Origin of the sequence: Aquimarina sp. RZ0 (assembly GCF_008370685.1) — a bacterium.
Lineage (GTDB): Bacteria > Bacteroidota > Bacteroidia > Flavobacteriales > Flavobacteriaceae > Aquimarina.
Genome location: NZ_VTZU01000008.1, coordinates 38,447 through 56,462 on the forward strand (window position 1 = coordinate 38,447; position 18,016 = coordinate 56,462).

Below are 18,016 nucleotides of genomic sequence, written 5' to 3' on the forward strand. Positions count from 1 at the left end.
AACTTGAACTGGTAATTTTAAATCAGAGATGGGATCATACTATGCTACCATGAATTTCTATGTTACAATCACATTTTATTATTATGATAATCAACATATTAAATACACATATATACAAAAAGCGCCTTAACAAAATGTAAGGCGCTTTTACTATTAAAAGAGTTTTTACTATTATATAATATTTAGAGATTTATTGGATCACTAATTTTTGTATAATTTTTTCTCCTTCACTTTCTATACTTACAAGATAAATACCTGAGGATAATGCTAAATTTTTAGCCGAAATATTATTTTCTCCAGCATGTAATCTAATCACAGAATGTTTTCTTCCTAAAACTGTATAGATTGTAGCAGATATATTAGCTGCATCTTTCTTATTTTGAGTTAATACATTAATTACAAAACTATCTTTTGTTGGATTTGGAGCCATCGATATGGATGATAAAACACCTTCTCCTTCATCTCCTATAATAGGTGTATTAGCCCCAAAACTTGCTGCCACTCTAGATCCGCCACAAGAACCTTCATAAATCTTAACATTAGAAAATATAGATGTGTTTCCTGAGCCTGTATCGTTATCATTGATAAACAACAACTTATCCATACTACCTGTGTAGAAGTCTCCTACAGGAATTACATAGGTAGTAGTTCCGCTTGAATAATTATCATAATTAGTTATTCCATAATTTTGAGTACCATAAACCTTGAAATACCTTGTAGGTGTCAATCCATTATCATCTTCAAAACCTACTGCGTGAATTTCTCCTTCTGCCGTACTACTAAAATCAAATTCGATCACTGTATTTGCAGTAACATTATACGCTAGAGAAATATATTTCCAAGTATTATCCACTAATGATAATCCTGCACCACCACTTACTATAGAGAAAATACCAGCTGCATCTTGATTAGCAAAAGGAGTTATCGTAAAATCATTAAAATTTAATGCTTCACATGGATCAGGACCAGGACCACTGCCACCTTCTTCTATCATAAGATCATCAATGGCAATATCTCCTTGCCAGCTATTTCCTGTAACAACATTTAGTCGTAATTGCACACTTGCATTCCCAACATAAGAAGCCAGATCGATATCTGCAGCATTCCAGTCACTACCCTGAGCTCCTGTTCTGCTAAAGATATTATCCCAATCTCCAGTATTGTCTGTTCTTGCCTCTACAGTAAAAGTTCCTATTGCAGAGCCAACCATATGATACTGAAATGAGAGACTTGCTTCAGATACTCCACTTAGATCTAAACAAGGTGAGTTTAGAATTGCTCTTTTAGACGGATAACCAGAACCATTACCAGATGCTTCTACATAAATATAAGACGTTCCAGCAGCCGCAGCACCAGGACCAGTACCATTAGAAGGTGTCCCTCCAGAATTCACAGTCCAATTTAGATCATCACCAGAAGTTACCTGAGACCAAGCTCCTACAGTTCCTTCAAAACTTTCGGCATATGGGAATGAAGAGATATCTCCAGTACATTCATCAGTTCCAGGACCAGGCCCTCCTCCATCACATGGATTCACAAAAGAAACAGTCTGATCACTCTGACCATTAGAACCACCATTGTTATTTTCATCAGCATCTTGCCCCACTCCGCGATCAGCAAAAGCTTTCCATATAATACACTCATATTGCCCGCCATAAAGATCTTGATCTGCTTGTAAAATACCATCTCTACCAGATACGAATCCAGGATTGTTGGCAGTATTTTTCAGCCCTTCTATGACAAGTGCCATGGCTATATTATTACCTCCAGTTCCTGTGTAGAAATTATCATCAAAGCCTTCTGCATCAATTAAACCCCAGGTCATATCCCATAAAATAGTTGCAAACGCATAGCCTACTCCGTGAGGTCTGGCTAATCCACCAATATCAGCATAATCTGTATTATTAATAGATCTGTTTGTAGAATATGCTGTAGGTCTTATCCCTCCACCAGTAGTTGGCTGTCCGATAGCATAGGTTCCTACACCTCTTCCTGTAGTACCTACATCTCCAGCTTTCATAGTTAACATCAATCCAAACCAATCAGACCATCCTTCACCCATTTGTTCAGAACCACCTAAATTATTAGAACTTGGGCCTCCTACTAATCTAATAGAAATTCCGTGCCCATACTCATGAGCTATAATAACATTATCTAAATCACCATCTCTTGTTGGATTCGTAAATAGAAACATCTGCATTCTTGGATTCCCTCCATCTGGAGGAGTAGAGAAATTTGCATTATTAGTTCCACTACCGTCTTGTGCATCAGCATTCACAGAATCACTTCCTACACCGCCGTTTCCGTAATTATTTTCCTGGAAATTTCCACTAGCTTCATCAAAACCGTATTGATAGAAAACATCGTGCATAATATTATTCCAAAAGAACAAATTAGTGATCGCAGCACTTCTCCATACACTTGGTTGCTGATTAAAGTCGATAGGAAAATCAAAATCCAATCCTGAACCTCCATCTGGAGAAAAACCAGTACCATTATTACCATTACTATCATCCTGAGCCCATACATTATTACCTCTGGTAATTGTAAACTCGGCTCCACTACTACCGTTTGTATCGTGCCATCCAAATGGAGACGCGGTAAGATTTGCGGGATTTGTTACTATAGAACGATTCCCGTGATTAGGACTCTCTATTGGTACAGGATATACATTATATGAATCTGGAGCCAAAGCTGCCGTGGTAGCTTCTGGCATCTTAGTGACATCCTTAAATAATCTTGATTCATGCTCATGTGATTCATGGCTATCGCCAAAATTACAGCTGATTACCCAATCTTCTGTATGTAAAATTTTACCCGATACTGCATCCACATTAGCATTCCACCAATGTTGACCATCTTCCTGGTATATACTTACTCTCCAGGTTAATTTAAGGTCTTCACCTTCTTTGATATAAACCTGTTTTGCTTCTATTGGTTGTAATGATATACCAGAATTATCATAAACCAATGCCCCATCAGTCTTGCTTTTAGAACGAACCAACTGTGGCGATGGTAAGTTATGAGCGCTTACTACCTTAAGAATGGCATTCTCTGGAGAAAGCGCAGATTTTGAAGAAGTAATTCTGGATTTTACATCTGTTATGAATTGATTAATTTTCCACGTCACTGTCTGTTTATCCTTGATTGTCAGTTTGTAAGTTGCATACTGAATCGGAATCCCTAAATGATACTGCTGCACATATACGTGTTGTATTGCTGGGTTTAAGGAAGGAACCACATCTGTGATTTTCCAATCTAACACGTCATCAGTTGTTAAATCAGATTTGGCCGTTACATTGTCAAAATGTTTTTTTACAATACCATCCATAATATTTTGTGAAAACATTATCTGACTAGTCAAAATTGTAAAAATAATAAACGAATACATTTTTTTCATAAATAAAAAGTTTTGAGTTTCTGTTGTTTAAAATTAGAAAAAACCCATGCTTTTATCACATAAAACCAAAATCAATAATTAATATTCAACATATTTACATTTTTAATAAGAATTCATCAATGTTAAAATTTTATAGTTTTCACTAACTATCGATAGTTAGTTAGCCTATATGAACACTGGGGTTAAAAAAAAGTTAAAACACATTTTCAATTAATGCCTTAAAAGCAAAAGAACAATTAGACCTTTTTATAATTACGGTATAGCAGTATGCTTTTTTGCACTATTTATGACTGATAAGAATACTTTAGAAAGATTTTTCTTGCATTTTGACTAACCAAGTTACAAAAACATTAAACAATTAATTCTTGACAAAGAATATTCTACAACGGTTATGTTTAAAATATTTTTAATTTTAATTATATGAAATACTGATTCTTACCTAAGCACACACTTTACATATAAAAAATAATCTCGCTACTTTTATTAAACAGCATGTCAAATCTATATAACATTTAAAAATATATAGTACATATAATACTACATATGAGAAAGAGAATATTCTGGACTCGTTAAAAAAAACAGCATTTATTTACTAAAGTGTTAATTAAAAGCACGTATTACTGACGAATATATTTTTTTTTGAATCCAGAAGGTATTCTTCCTAGTTTTTAATTCATACGTGTATCACTATATTTTTATCATACTATAGTATTCATACGATTTATAACTAAAAATTTCGCATATTCATCGTTTCTTTTTCCTTTCTACTTCGTTTAAAAAATAAACCGTAGCTATAGCTATGCTTGATTTTTTTGCCTTGCATAAAGAAAAAATAATTCAATGAATTTATACGAATTTTTTAATCACAAATCGTATCACTCTATAATACCCAAAAGCGTATTAACTTTTAGAACCGAAACGAAAAAAATCAGGGAATTATGATTTTTTTCGTGCAACATAGAAATCTTTTATAATTACTCTCTGAGAAACTGGATATTATAAATAGTCTGTTACTTAGGATATCATTTCCGGAATTAGTGCACTCCAGCTAATCAGGGTAAGTTTTTAAAAACATCTTAAATCTTTTGCCATAAGCGAAAACTGCACTATATTGGGTCTGAAAACATAACAAATCATCAAAATTATGAAAACGCTAAACCTCGTAGTGCTTACTCTTTTGACCATAACTATTTTAAGCTGTAAAGGTGAAAAAAAAGAAAATACTAATGCTGAAAAAGAAGTAACAGAGGAAAAAACTGTTGAAAAAATTAAAGAAGACATTAAGGAAACAAAAACCTTAGAGATTTCATTAAATCCAAAAAGTGAAAGTTCTGTTTCTGGTACTGTTGTTTTTACTCAAGAGGGGGAATTGGTTACTATGGTAGCAAATTTGAACGGTCTTTCTGAAGGAGCTCATGCTATTCATATCCACCAAAAAGCCGATTGTTCTTCTGCTGATGGTAAGTCTACCGGAGGTCACTGGAATCCAACCTTGGAACCTCACGGGAAATGGGGCGCTAAAGAAGGATATCATAAAGGTGATATTGGTAATTTTAATGCTTCTCCTGATGGTAAAGGTTCTATAACTTTTGCTACAAATGATTGGTGCATTAGTTGTGATGATGAGAAAAAAAATATTGTAGGCAAGGCTATTATCGTGCATCAAGGTACCGATGATTATACTTCTCAGCCATCAGGTGCTGCCGGAAGTAGAGTAAGCTGTGGTGCAATTATTCAATAATTACATTTTATAAAGCAAAAGAGGTTATTAATAGGAGTTTTCTTATTAATAACCTCTTTTGCTTTGTATGAAATAAATATAGTAAAAATCTTTCTTAGTATCTGTGTAATCAGATAAGCTAATATCATTGAAGTTCTTTAAAATATCAAAAAACCAACCCGCAAATTATTTATTATACGATTTATAACTAAAAATTTCGCATATTCATCGTTTCTTTTTCCTTTCTACTTCGTTTAAAAAATAAACCGTAGCTATAGCTATGCTTGATTTTTTTGCCTTGCATAAAGAAAAAATAATTCAATGAATTTATACGAATTTTTTAATCACAAATCGTATTAGACACACCATACCAAAGGAAAAAAGTATTTTCTGATATGGCAAATACTCCGAATATAGAACTCATATATAAATCGGTACTTAATTCACTGCTTTTTTAAAGGGTTCAAAAAGCAGGTCTCTGATAAAATGAATACTCCAATTGATTTGCTTAAAACTCGGAACAGAATTTGCTATAATATATTCAGAAAACCCCTGAATTAATAATTATGGATAGCAAACAATACATATCGTCTGAAATATTGGAACTCTATGTATACGGTACTTTGTCAGAAAAAGAAAATATCGAAGTATATAATACACTAAAAAAATATCCAGAAATTGAAGACGAGATAAATGAGGTTAAAAAATCTTTAATCCACCCGTCTGTTAACGAGCTACAATACAACCCAGAATCTGTTTTTAAACGTATACAACAAAAATTAAATTTCTCAGATAAAGAAGCAGTCATAATTCCCATTCCCAGAAAACGCATAAATTGGACAACATATATTGGTTGGGTAGTTTCTTTTATCTTGTTAATCTGGTTTATTTTTTCTGTTTGATAAAAGCCGGCAACGACGACATTAGTAAGCTAATGTGTTTCTATCTTGATTGGTTTTTTATCTATTTGATAACTATCTAAAATTTCCTTTGCCTCAGTTTTTGTTATAGTCTGTAAATCCAGATTTTTTAAAACGTCTTCTTCTGATGTGACAGACCTCATTAATATCAACCTGAAGATTTCTTTACGTTTTTCTAATAGATCTTCTCCTTTATTTTTTGATGATGCTTTTTTATATGATGTTACCATAGCAGACCATAGCTCAATCTCCTTATCAGGATGGTGATCTCTTTTAAAATTTTTTATTGTTTCTTGCAACGATATCGGATATACTTCTTTAAAAGCATTATAAATTTCTTTAATTTTTTCTAACTGTTCCTCTGTTAACGATTCATGAACAACAGGGTCTGGTCCTATTTGTTCTATTTCTATATTTTCGTATGTTGGTTTTTTACCTTCCTTACAAGAAATTATTGCTATACAAATGAATAATAATATTTGATTTTTCATGATTTATGTGGTTTCTACTTTACATACTTCTTCTCCTGTTTTTAGGATCTTATTAGCTGTGTAAATCGAAATTATTCTTCCATCAGCTACGCATTCAAGTTCCATAGTAACTGTATCATTTTCTAATTCACAAATGATATCTCCTTCTTTAATTAAATCTCCCGCTTGAAAATACCATCTAGTGACTCCGAAGTTTTTCTGATCACTAAATTCCGGAAGTGTAATAGACATTATTTTACCTTTCTCAAAAGGTAACCTATTAATCTTCTCTTGAGTATTTTTTTACTTACAATTTCTTTATTAGTTCTAAAAGCAGGCATGATTTTTAATTCTTTTATGACCTTATGTTGCTTTTTATCAGGCATAAAAAAATTACGGCAAAATGATTTGATCATATGATATCTGTAATAGAAGTAGTTTACTTTTTACAACTCATTAAAAGAATGTTCTTTTTGATTAGAATCAAAAAAAGTTACAAAACTTCATAGTTATAACAACTAAAATACATACTATCAATGAATAAATTTTTATCATACCAAAATATATCTTCTTATAAACTAAGGACTAATACGATTTGTGATTAAAAAATTCGTATAAATTCATTGAATTATTTTTTCTTTATGCAAGGCAAAAAAATCAAGCATAGCTATAGCTACGGTTTATTTTTTAAACGAAGTAGAAAGGAAAAAGAAACGATGAATATGCGAAATTTTTAGTTATAAATCGTATAACCTGCATACTAGTCGAAAAAAAAAAGCCTGCGTACACCAATCCTAAACGAACTTCTTCTTTGAGGAAGTCAAAAAAACTTTAAACTAATATTCCAAATGTGTTTTTATTTAAAATAAATTTAACTTTGTACTAAATGCAATAACTCAATGAACCCTTCAACTTCTGGTTGGATAGATAAGTTTTTAAGAAATCTGAATGAAAATCTAGTACGATTTTCATCAATGGATGCGCTATATCCAGAACTTAGAAAAACCGGGTTTATTTATGGTACTTCGGTTAGTGTTTTAGTACCCATTAATTCTGAAATTCTATATTCTGAAGAAGAAAGAACTAAGATCAACCTATTCTCTGCTTTGGTAATCACATACTACGAAACCATTGAAAACGGAACCAAAAAAGATTGTATCAATGCACTTATACAATTTTATGAATATCTAGATACAAAAAAATCTTTTTTCTCTTTTGTAAACGCTTTAACAAATAGCAAAAATGAAAAACTGGAAAAAATAATACATACACGGATACAAACAAATGAATCCATTTTTAAGAAGAATTTTAGTCATTTACTCACCAATGCACTCCTGTTTATAGATGTACTCGCTTTTGAGCATTTTTTGATTCACGATAAGAATCCCATTGAATATGCATCCAGTTTAGAAGAAGCTATAACCAATACTGTTTTTCTTGCACTCAATTCTAAATTAGAGAAAGATAATTATGACGAACTATTGGTCAAGTTATTTGCATCTTCTGTAAGGTATACCGAGGTCAGTACTGAAGAGGATGCCAGTTTTGATCAAATACATCTGGAAAATTATACGGATGAGTTAGAAAAAAGATATATTCTGGATCTAACCAGTTTAGCCGTCTGGAATGATCGGGAAATTGATCTTGGTGAACAGGATTTTATTCGTGCTTTGGGTGCAGAGCTTGCATTACCTCGAGAATGGGTCAAAGAATCCCTTAGCTCTGTTCAATCTTTTGTGAAACAGCATAAAAAAGATATTTCTTTTTTTAATTATTCTAATCCGGCACATCATTTTTACAAGCAAACTTCCAGAACGGTTAGTATATTAATTCTTAGAAATAAGAAAAGACTGACAAAAGAAATAGTAGAAAGTAAAGAACTTATGATATTACTAGGGCAATCTACTGTAAGAGATTTATCTAAAGAAGAAAAACAACAGGTAAAACAGCAATTACTGGATGTATGCAAAACAATTCCTTCTCTCGCTATATTTATTTTGCCTGGAGGAAGCTTACTTTTACCTTTATTGATAAAGTTTATTCCTCAGTTACTTCCTTCAGCCTTTAATGAAAATAAGTAACAGTGATTATTGACAAATCAACATCTTGTTAGAAAATTTGGTATTGAAATCTGGAAATTCTGTGCTATATTGAAGTAACTTATCAGTTTAGCTCTAATACGATTTATAACTAAAAATTTCGCATATTCACCGTTTCTTTTTCCTTTCTACTTCGTTTAAAAAATAAACCGTAGCTATAGCTATGCTTGATTTTTTTGCCTTGCATAAAGAAAAAATAATTCAATGAATTTATACGAATTTTTTAATCACAAATCGTATAACTATGTTTAAAAAAATTAACAAAATAAAAGTTCTGAAGGTCAAAGCATTACTTAAGATGAGTTCGATTAATACTTATCTACAGAATTAAAACGTATACAAGTACACATTCGTTCCAGGAATGTTTGTAATCGTGTAATAACGAACAAGAAATGTCATTTTGACTGTTTTTTAAATAGAAAAAAAGACAATTTGACCGGTTATTTTTATAGGAACATAGTTTGATTAACTTCTATCACAAACGAAATATAACCTAATGAAATGCTATACTTATAAAATTACCATAAGCGCTATACTTAATTTTTAATAGTTGATTTCTGTTTTACTAAAAAAACAAATACAATGAATTTTAATAATTTTACTATAAAATCTCAGGAGACCATACAACAAGCACAAGAACTTGCACAAAGTTTTGGTCACCAGCAAATAGAAAATGAGCATATTTTTAAAGCAATCTTTACTGTAGACGAAAGTGTACTCCCGTTCTTATTAAAAAAACTAAATGTTAACATTTCACTTCTTCAACAAGTTTTAGACAGCACGTTGGATAGCTTTCCTAAAGTAAGTGGTGGAGAATTGCAATTATCGCGAGATGTAGGAACCACGCTAAATGAAGCTAGTATTATTGCCAAAAAAATGAATGATGAATATGTCTCTATTGAGCATCTGATTTTAGCTATTTTTAAATCTAAAAGTAAAATAGCTCAGATCTTAAAGGATCAGGGAGTTACTCAAAAACATTTAACCGAAGCTATTACTGAGATCAGAAAAGGAGAACGCGTTACTTCTCAAAATGCAGAAGACACCTATCAATCTCTTAACAAATACGCTAAAAACCTCAATGAACTCGCAGAAAATGGAAAGTTAGATCCGGTAATCGGGCGTGACGAAGAAATTCGTAGAATATTGCAAATTTTATCTCGTCGTACTAAAAATAACCCTATGCTAGTTGGAGAACCTGGTGTAGGTAAAACTGCCATCGCAGAAGGATTAGCGCATCGTATCATTGCTGGAGATATACCCGATAACCTAAAAGACAAACAGATCTATTCATTAGATATGGGAGCTTTGATTGCAGGCGCAAAATTCAAGGGAGAATTTGAAGAACGATTAAAGGCCGTAGTAAAAGAAGTAACATCCAGTGATGGAAATATCGTATTGTTTATTGATGAGATACATACACTTGTAGGCGCTGGAGGTGGGCAAGGTGCTATGGATGCCGCTAATATACTAAAACCAGCTTTGGCTCGCGGAGAATTACGGGCGATCGGCGCGACAACACTGGATGAATATCAAAAATACTTTGAGAAAGATAAAGCACTCGAAAGACGTTTCCAGAAAGTAATGGTAGACGAACCTGATACAGAAAGTGCCATTTCAATCTTAAGAGGTATCAAAGAAAAATACGAAACCCATCATAAAGTTAGAATTAAAGATGAAGCAATAATTGCGGCTGTAGAACTATCTCAACGATATATTACTAATAGATTTTTACCAGACAAAGCCATTGATCTAATGGATGAGGCTGCTTCTAAGCTTAGGATGGAGATCAACTCTAAACCCGAAGAATTAGACGTTCTGGATCGTAAAATCATGCAGCTAGAAATTGAAATTGAAGCAATTAAACGTGAAAATGATGAAACCAAATTAAAATCATTAAACGCTGATCTTGCTAATTTTAAAGAAGAACGTAATGAGATATTTGCAAAATGGCAAAGTGAAAAAGAAGTGGTTGATGCAATACAAAATGCTAAAACTAGTATAGAAACCTACAAACAGGAAGCTGAGCGTGCTGAGCGTAATGGAGAGTATGGAAAAGTTGCTGAATTACGTTATGGAAAAATTAAAGACGTTCAAGAACAGCTAGAAACACTACAGGAACAACTAGATCAACAGCAGAATGCTTCTTCTCTTATAAAAGAGGAAGTGACTAATGATGATATTGCAGAAGTCGTTGCCAAATGGACTGGAATTCCGGTTACCAAAATGCTACAAAGTGAACGCGAAAAATTATTAGTTCTCGAAAAAGAATTACAAAAGCGCGTTGTAGGGCAGTCTGAAGCAATACTGGCTGTAAGTGATGCTGTTCGTAGAAGTCGAGCAGGATTGCAAGACCAAAAAAAACCTATAGGATCTTTTTTATTCCTGGGTACTACTGGTGTTGGTAAAACAGAATTAGCAAAAGCACTGGCTGATTATTTGTTTGATGATGAAACAGCAATGACTCGTATTGATATGAGTGAATACCAGGAGCGTCATTCTGTAAGTAGATTAGTAGGAGCGCCTCCTGGCTATATCGGCTATGATGAAGGAGGACAATTGACAGAAGCAGTAAGAAGAAAACCATATTCTGTAGTATTATTAGATGAAATCGAAAAAGCACATCCTGATACTTTTAATATTCTATTGCAAGTACTTGATGAAGGCAGACTAACAGATAATAAAGGGAGAGTTGCTGATTTTAGAAATACCATCATTATTATGACCAGCAATCTGGGAGGACATATCATTCAGGATAAATTCAAGGCAGTCGATAATGTAGACGCAGCTATGGAAAGTGCCAAAGTAGAAGTTCTGGGACTATTAAAACAATCTGTTCGACCAGAGTTTCTAAACAGAATTGATGATATTATCGTATTTACTCCTTTGACAAGAGGCAATATCAATGAAATTGTAAAGCTACAGCTGAAACAAGTGTCCAGAATGTTATCAAAACAACATATCACATTGGATGCTACAAATGAAGCAATTGATTTTCTGGCCGAACGAGGATATCAACCAGAATTTGGAGCCAGACCTGTAAAAAGAACCATTCAGAAAGAGGTACTCAATGCATTATCTAAGGAAATTTTAGCAGGAAATGTATCCACTGATAGTATCATATTATTAGATGAGTTTGACAATAATCTGGTATTCAGAAATCAAACGGATTTAGTAACCTAAACAACTAACAAACAAACAGATACTCTAAAACATCAGGTGAATTGATCACAAATCGGTTTACCTGATATTTTTATAGCCCTTAATAATTACCTTACCTAAATATCATAAAAGGAGATCTATAAACCTATTGAATAATGATTCGTTTTTGTATTATTCTTCCCTCTGAAACTATTTTTGCAATGTAAACTCCTTTCGCAAAACTCTCTACAGGAATACGTATATCTTGATCAAAATGTAACGATAAAAGGCTATTTCCTACTATATCAAAAATTTCTATAGTGCTTTTATTGGATATGCCTTCAACAAATAAAAATTCTTTAGTCGGATTAGGGAATATTGATATTTTTGTAAGTTCATTATTCGTTACAGACAATGAATTAAACCATATTTCACCTATATTATCTCCCCAAATATATTCTACAAGATCAGGTTGATCAATAAAAGGATTGCGATTAAACTGCCAGGAATAAATGATATTATTCCGGTTCATTTCAAAATCATCTGGAGGGTCATTTCTGTGCCAGTCCAACAAAGTGGTTAAATCTCCTAATTGTCCCATAGTACTATTAGGCAGGTCCCCATCGACTACTGCTATTCCATTGTATCGTATTGCAAGAAAAAAAACACTTCTGGCTACATCGCCTTTCCAGCTCCCCAAAGTGCCTTGGGGTCCAGAATATTCTCCATAATCCTGATTTCCTCTGGAGCTGTTCTCTGGACCATCTGCTGCTCTTAATCCGTGAGCATCAGAATTTGCATGCCTTAGAGAATCTGCTCGTGTAGCGGTAAATATATCTATTCCATCTGCAAAATCATCTGCTTCTATACTATCAAAACCTCCTCTTGATCTTGGATACGTATGTTCTCTATTCCATCGACCGGTACTGCTACCTCCACTAGTCTGAAAATCTAATTTAGATCGCTCTTGTTCTGTATATAGCAACCATACTTTATTACTGTTCAACGGACTCTGATCTGCTGCTTTAAGAATATCAATAACATCCGCATATGTCTGTGATCTTACTGTCGCTGGATCTGCAATAATATCCTGTATCGCCTGAACCAGAATAGCATCTGATAAACCTTCTAGTGAATCATAATAATTTACAGGAGCAGTATTAGTAACAATATCAAAAGTAGGATCTAATGGTGATCCCCAGAGAGCCATCGTAAAATCATTATCTACAATCCTGATTTCCTTATTATCAGTAAGACGCCTAAAACCTGAGGGAATTACTCCAAAGGTAATTTTCATCACCTCATCACCCTCATCATCAGTATCGTCAATAAGCTGGATGGTATTCGTCGCAGTATTCATTCCACCAGGAATTATGACAGAAATACTCCCTGAATAATCTGCAGTTGTAAAACCATCATTCGTAACAGAAAAATCAAAAATGAGATCATCAGTCACATTGGTTTCTGTGGTAAACACAATAGCTATGGTATCTCCTTCATCATACTGATTCTGGAACGTGGTAAATGAAATCCCATTATCTTGTATCCCTCCTCCGTCATTAAGAACATCTGGAGTTGGTGTTTTTACCTCATAAGTCCCATCATCTTTGCGCTGTATGGATTCTGTGTCTCTATTTCCATTTTGAGCCTCGTTAATCTGTACTGTCTCCCCTAATAAGTTTAATAGATTACTATCATCACTCTGACCCGTATCATACACTAATGCATCAATTAAATTGGCCGTGGTTGCCTGTGTAAATTCAGGAAAATCAATTTCATTTCCCAAGTAAATAGCAATTGCATCAGCCCCATTCTGAATGGTATTATCAAAAAGAATGCAATCTGGCACAGGAGAAACTTTGGAACTACCTATAAGAAGCAATCCATTCATATCTGTAGTATATCCATCTAGATCTAATGAAAAGTAACTTGCATCGTTTCCACTGGAAGAACCATTAAACAACACTAAAACATAACCATCTGTAGAAAAATTAGGAGTATCGGATTTGATTTCTATAATTTCCAGATCATCAATACCGGGAGTACTGGAATCTAATTCATTAATTACTAATTGTCCGTAAGAAAAGTTACTAATTATAACTATAACAAAGGAAAAACAAAACTCTTTCATCAGCATACGATTGATATCACAAGATAGCTATAATCTATTGTTTCTTACGTTATATTTTTATTAAGATTAATAGCATTTCCAGCCTGAATTGAGCATACTACTACATTTCTATAAACTGTTGTGCGTTTAGAAACAATTATGTTAAAAAAGCGTCAATTAGGGAGATTCAATAAAAAATTTATCTCAAAAATGTCTAAATGCACAACAGGTTTCTATAGTCTTTTCTATGAAGTGCAAAAAATTGTTCAATTGATCAAAAAACAGCCATTTCTCGCCAGAATCAAAAAAAATCAAACCACTTCAATGTTAAAAACCAATTTAAAATATACTGATTGGTATATTTTGAATATATTTGGGTACAATTTTTATTCATATGCTCACAAAGGCAGAACAGACTAAAGAGTTTATAATTCAGACCGTTGCTCCTATATTTAATAAAAATGGGTATGCCGCAACAAGTTTAAGTGATATAACTGCCGCTACTGCCCTAACGAAAGGTGCCATTTATGGGAATTTCAAAAATAAAGAAGAATTAGCCATAGCAGCTTTTACAATGACAGTTAAAAAGATGCTTAGACGTATAACTGATCATCAATCTCTGACCAGCTCGCCGATTGAGAAATTATTGTTGATTACAGATTTTTACAGAAAATATTACGATTACAGCCAGGAAATTGGAGGATGCCCTATATTAAATATGGGGGTTGATGCAAAGCATCAGAACACTCCATTATTTCAATATGTACAATACACTATCTCTAAGATTGAAACAAATATTGCCAAACTACTTGATGCTGGAAAAGAAGCAGGTGAAATACGGGGAAAAGTTGATTCTCTTATATACGCCAAAAGATTATATACAATGATTACCGGAGCCATTTTTATGACACATACGATGGATGATGTAAATTATTTATTACAAACTATGGATCTTATTGACGAAATGATACTTAAAGAATTGAAACGATAATTTTTTTAAACCAAAATATACCAATTGGTATAAAAACTATTTTAATTATGACTACACTGCCAAAAAATTTAGAAAGCAAAGCCAAAATAAGATTTCAACATTGCGATCCATTTAATCACCTAAACAATGCAGAATATATAAATTATATGATTAATGCCCGTGAAGATCAGATTATTGATCATTATGATCTCGATCTATTTAAGATGGCAAAAACTCAGGGAATCAGTTGGGTAGTTGGAACGAACCAAATTGCATATCTAAAACCAGCGCTGTTAATGGAAACAGTACATATTGATTCTCAGCTATTTGATTATTCTGAAAGCCAGTTACATGTAGAGATACGTATGTGGAATCACGATAAAACAGAATTAAAAGCAGTGATGTGGAGTTCTTTTGTACATTTTAATTTACTAAAACAAAAACGTTGGAATCATACTTCAGAACTGATGGAATTGTTTGATTCTGTATTAAATCCTTTAGAAGCAACAACGTTTACTAAAAGAATTTTACAATTTAAACCGCAGAAAGTGTAACATTTACATCTAGATACCGTCTTATAAAAACACATCAATCAATAAAATCGAACTGTTATGAAACCTTCTGGAGGTTTTAACTCCTCTCTCAAAAAGAGAAGTTTATATTTTTTTATAGGTTTTTTTATAATTGCAATCCTTTCTATGGCTATTGTAGTCTGGAAACTAGGTATCATCGATTAACTAAATTTATCGAAAAAATTTACTCCTCTTTATACTGTAGAACTTCGTTATGAAGCTTTGAGATCTAATAAGCACTGGCTTTTTCTTAGTTTCTGGATAGCATGTATGCTGTGCTAAAATTTAAAAAAATAGCTTAGCATAGTATTTCAAATAGTTCACCGATAAAATAGATTTTTAATGTATAACAAGTAGTTTAACACTGCCTCTAAATATCTCTTATTCATTCCTTATCTAAAAAGGTAAAGGAATTCTCCAATTTAAATTACAAAACTATTAACAATTCATTAAATAAGGAAAAATTGAAAGAAAATTCTTTCTTATACATATCTATTACAGTTTTTAACCTACTTAAATGAATACATCAACGAATAATCCAATACAATCATACTAAACACAAAAACACTTCGTTAATCACAAATCTAAATCAGACTAAACGATAAATAAATCTTTATTTTATTAACTTAATTTAAACATAAATCATGAAAATTATTTTTACTCAAAACTTTTTATTAATTAATACGCTAATCTCATATGGTAGACACATAGCCTTTGTGTTATCTATTTTTATTTCGACTATCGCTTTTGCCCAAAATACTACAGTAACTGATAATGGTCTTCTAAAAGTAAATGGCAATCGTATTGAAAATAAAAATGGACAAGCCTATAGTGTAGCTGGAAATAGTATTTTCTGGAGTGGATTTGAAACCGTTGGTGGTAAATTTTACAAATCAGAAGTAGTTGATCATTTAGCACAAAACTGGGGCTCTCAGGTTGTTAGAGCAGCTATAGCCGTAGAAGAAGCTGATCTGGTTAACATCACCAATTTTAACACTAATTTTCCACAAGGCTTAGTACCTAATCCTAGTGGAAGTGGTCTTTTTAATAATTATGAATTTGAATTAGCTAAAGCCAAAGTAATTATCGATGCCGCTATAGCAAATGATATTTATGTCATTGTGGATTTCCATACCCATTTTGCACATCACTTTGAAGATATAGCAATTAGATTTTTTGAAGAAATAGCTGAGGAATATGGCGATAATGATCATATAATATATGAAATTTTTAATGAACCAATTAACACTAACGATTTTAGAATTACAGGAGATCCTAATACTTTTAGCCCAACAAATTTTACTCAAACTTGGGATAATATTATAAAGCCTTATGCAATAAATGTTATAAATGCCATTAGAGCTATTGACCCAGACAATCTAATTGTAGTAGGTACTCCAGGTTTTTCTCAGGGAGTTGGAGCAGCAGCTGCTAATCAAATAAGAGAATCAGACTTAAATTTAAACGGAGCAGATTTAAATTTAGCCTATACATTACACTTTTATGCAGCTCAAACCGAGCACGATGCATTAATTCAAAGTGCTACAGATGCAATGAATCAAGGCATTGCTTTATTTGTTACAGAATGGGGTACAGTTGCAGCAAGTGGTGATGGTGATGTTGATCAAGATCAAACATTGGTATGGATGGATTTCATGAAAGAAAACAACATCAGTCACGCGAACTGGTCAATCTCTGATAAGTTTGAAGGTGCTTCGGTTATCACTGGAAATGGAGGCGTTGATGGTTTATTAAATAATGATTTGACAAGCTCTGGAAATTTTGTAAAATGTATTATTGAAAATTGGGAAGACAACTCTTTTGGATCCTGTGAAGCCGTAATCACAGATGGACCAGGAGGTGGTGATAGTGCTTTAGTTCCAAATGGTTTTGGGATCAAATTTGAAGTAGAAAGACCAACAGAATTAGATGCTAGTACCAATTCAAGAATTGATTTTATATCTCCAGATTTATCAATTGGTGACTTTGATGGAGAAGGTATTTTATCAGGATTTAAACCAGGAGAGTCTGTAGTTGTAAATGCAAATGGTTTTCTTCCAAATAATACTTATGCTATTCAGATAGTTCTTTCTTCTAGTGCTGCAAATAACTTTGTATTACTATTAGATGACAGTTTCGAGTTTATTGGTGGAGAGAATACAACAAGCACAAGCCTTAATGAATATGAAATTGTTACGATTCGTAATGTGCAATTAGGTGATAATTCGCAAAATATAAGAATAGCTATTGGAGAGAATTTTTCAGGTTCTATGAATATTGAGTCGTTTTACGTTATTCCTGATAATGAATACGATAATGCTGTTTTAGGTGTACCAACATTTGATGCAGAATTAGGAGTGAGTATCTCTCCAGTACCGGTTACAAACAACTTGTATATAAATACAGCGACAAATGCAGATGTGAAGTACAGTATTTTTGATATCACTGGTAAGAAATTAATTTCTGAATCTAAATATAATGGTTCTGTAAACACCTCTGACCTAAAAAATGGGATATACATGATACAACTATTTATTGATGATCAAAATCAAACATATAAGTTTATTAAAGAATAATATGTCTAAATAATTTAGTAAAAGAATCCTATCTTTTG

Annotated in this window: 12 protein-coding genes; 8 read left to right on the plus strand and 4 right to left on the minus strand. The window is 32.8% G+C overall.

Annotated features, from left to right (window positions below; translation table 11 throughout):
* Positions 1–190 precede the first annotated feature (190 nt).
* Complete coding sequence (locus tag F0000_RS04920) at positions 191–3,400, minus strand: M36 family metallopeptidase (RefSeq protein WP_149623596.1); 3,210 nt, start codon at positions 3,398–3,400, stop codon at positions 191–193.
* Between the two features lie 1,144 nt (positions 3,401–4,544).
* Here F0000_RS04920 and F0000_RS04925 point away from each other — a divergent pair.
* Positions 4,545–5,141 (plus strand): superoxide dismutase family protein, encoded by a 597-nt coding sequence (locus tag F0000_RS04925; RefSeq protein ID WP_149623597.1) that lies wholly within the window; start codon positions 4,545–4,547, stop codon positions 5,139–5,141.
* Between the two features lie 545 nt (positions 5,142–5,686).
* Positions 5,687–6,022 carry a hypothetical protein gene (locus tag F0000_RS04930; protein WP_149623598.1) on the plus strand — a complete coding sequence of 112 codons (336 nt, stop codon included), beginning with the start codon at positions 5,687–5,689 and terminating at the stop codon, positions 6,020–6,022.
* Between the two features lie 29 nt (positions 6,023–6,051).
* Here F0000_RS04930 and F0000_RS04935 read toward each other — a convergent pair whose 3' ends face one another.
* Both F0000_RS04935 and F0000_RS04940 read right to left on the minus strand, forming a co-directional pair.
* Positions 6,052–6,531, minus strand: coding sequence for a hypothetical protein (locus F0000_RS04935; RefSeq protein WP_149623599.1), 480 nt, complete (start codon positions 6,529–6,531; stop codon positions 6,052–6,054).
* A gap of 3 nt (positions 6,532–6,534) precedes the next feature.
* Positions 6,535–6,762 (minus strand): biotin/lipoyl-containing protein, encoded by a 228-nt coding sequence (locus tag F0000_RS04940; RefSeq protein WP_149623600.1) that lies wholly within the window; start codon positions 6,760–6,762, stop codon positions 6,535–6,537.
* 647 nt (positions 6,763–7,409) lie between these two features.
* On the opposite strand from F0000_RS04940, the gene F0000_RS04945 reads away from it, so the two are divergent.
* Positions 7,410–8,591, plus strand: a complete 1,182-nt coding sequence (locus F0000_RS04945) for an LETM1-related biofilm-associated protein (protein ID WP_149623601.1) — start codon at positions 7,410–7,412, stop codon at positions 8,589–8,591.
* A 600-nt stretch (positions 8,592–9,191) separates the two neighbouring features.
* Positions 9,192–11,792, plus strand: coding sequence for an ATP-dependent chaperone ClpB (clpB, locus tag F0000_RS04950; protein ID WP_149623602.1), 2,601 nt, complete (start codon positions 9,192–9,194; stop codon positions 11,790–11,792).
* A gap of 124 nt (positions 11,793–11,916) precedes the next feature.
* Here clpB and F0000_RS04955 read toward each other — a convergent pair whose 3' ends face one another.
* Complete coding sequence (locus F0000_RS04955) at positions 11,917–13,881, minus strand: endonuclease (protein ID WP_149623603.1); 1,965 nt, start codon at positions 13,879–13,881, stop codon at positions 11,917–11,919.
* 373 nt (positions 13,882–14,254) lie between these two features.
* Here F0000_RS04955 and F0000_RS04960 point away from each other — a divergent pair, with 373 nt between their 5' ends.
* The 4 genes from F0000_RS04960 (at position 14,255) to F0000_RS04970 (ending at position 17,978) form a co-directional block, all read left to right on the plus strand.
* On the plus strand, positions 14,255–14,851 hold the full coding sequence (locus tag F0000_RS04960) for a TetR/AcrR family transcriptional regulator (protein WP_149623604.1): 597 nt from the start codon (positions 14,255–14,257) through the stop codon (positions 14,849–14,851).
* A 47-nt stretch (positions 14,852–14,898) separates the two neighbouring features.
* Entirely contained in the window at positions 14,899–15,384 is a 486-nt protein-coding gene (locus F0000_RS04965) for a thioesterase family protein (protein WP_149623605.1), read from the plus strand.
* 57 nt (positions 15,385–15,441) lie between these two features.
* Positions 15,442–15,567: a hypothetical protein gene (locus tag F0000_RS28215; RefSeq protein ID WP_255452620.1), complete on the plus strand. Its 126-nt coding sequence runs from the start codon at positions 15,442–15,444 to the stop codon at positions 15,565–15,567.
* A 479-nt stretch (positions 15,568–16,046) separates the two neighbouring features.
* Positions 16,047–17,978, plus strand: a complete 1,932-nt coding sequence (locus F0000_RS04970) for a cellulase family glycosylhydrolase (protein WP_149623606.1) — start codon at positions 16,047–16,049, stop codon at positions 17,976–17,978.
* Positions 17,979–18,016: the final 38 nt, after the last annotated feature.

Bases quoted from the DNA above. Each gene is read 5' to 3' on its own strand.
- F0000_RS04920 (WP_149623596.1), bottom strand. From the start codon at position 3,400: ATGAAAAAAATGTATTCGTTTATTATTTTTACAATTTTGACTAGTCAG.
- F0000_RS04925 (WP_149623597.1), top strand. From the start codon at position 4,545: ATGAAAACGCTAAACCTCGTAGTGCTTACTCTTTTGACCATAACTATT.
- F0000_RS04930 (WP_149623598.1), top strand. From the start codon at position 5,687: ATGGATAGCAAACAATACATATCGTCTGAAATATTGGAACTCTATGTA.
- F0000_RS04935 (WP_149623599.1), bottom strand. From the start codon at position 6,531: ATGAAAAATCAAATATTATTATTCATTTGTATAGCAATAATTTCTTGT.
- F0000_RS04940 (WP_149623600.1), bottom strand. From the start codon at position 6,762: ATGTCTATTACACTTCCGGAATTTAGTGATCAGAAAAACTTCGGAGTC.
- F0000_RS04945 (WP_149623601.1), top strand. From the start codon at position 7,410: ATGAACCCTTCAACTTCTGGTTGGATAGATAAGTTTTTAAGAAATCTG.
- clpB (WP_149623602.1), top strand. From the start codon at position 9,192: ATGAATTTTAATAATTTTACTATAAAATCTCAGGAGACCATACAACAA.
- F0000_RS04955 (WP_149623603.1), bottom strand. From the start codon at position 13,881: ATGAAAGAGTTTTGTTTTTCCTTTGTTATAGTTATAATTAGTAACTTT.
- F0000_RS04960 (WP_149623604.1), top strand. From the start codon at position 14,255: ATGCTCACAAAGGCAGAACAGACTAAAGAGTTTATAATTCAGACCGTT.
- F0000_RS04965 (WP_149623605.1), top strand. From the start codon at position 14,899: ATGACTACACTGCCAAAAAATTTAGAAAGCAAAGCCAAAATAAGATTT.
- F0000_RS28215 (WP_255452620.1), top strand. From the start codon at position 15,442: ATGAAACCTTCTGGAGGTTTTAACTCCTCTCTCAAAAAGAGAAGTTTA.
- F0000_RS04970 (WP_149623606.1), top strand. From the start codon at position 16,047: ATGAAAATTATTTTTACTCAAAACTTTTTATTAATTAATACGCTAATC.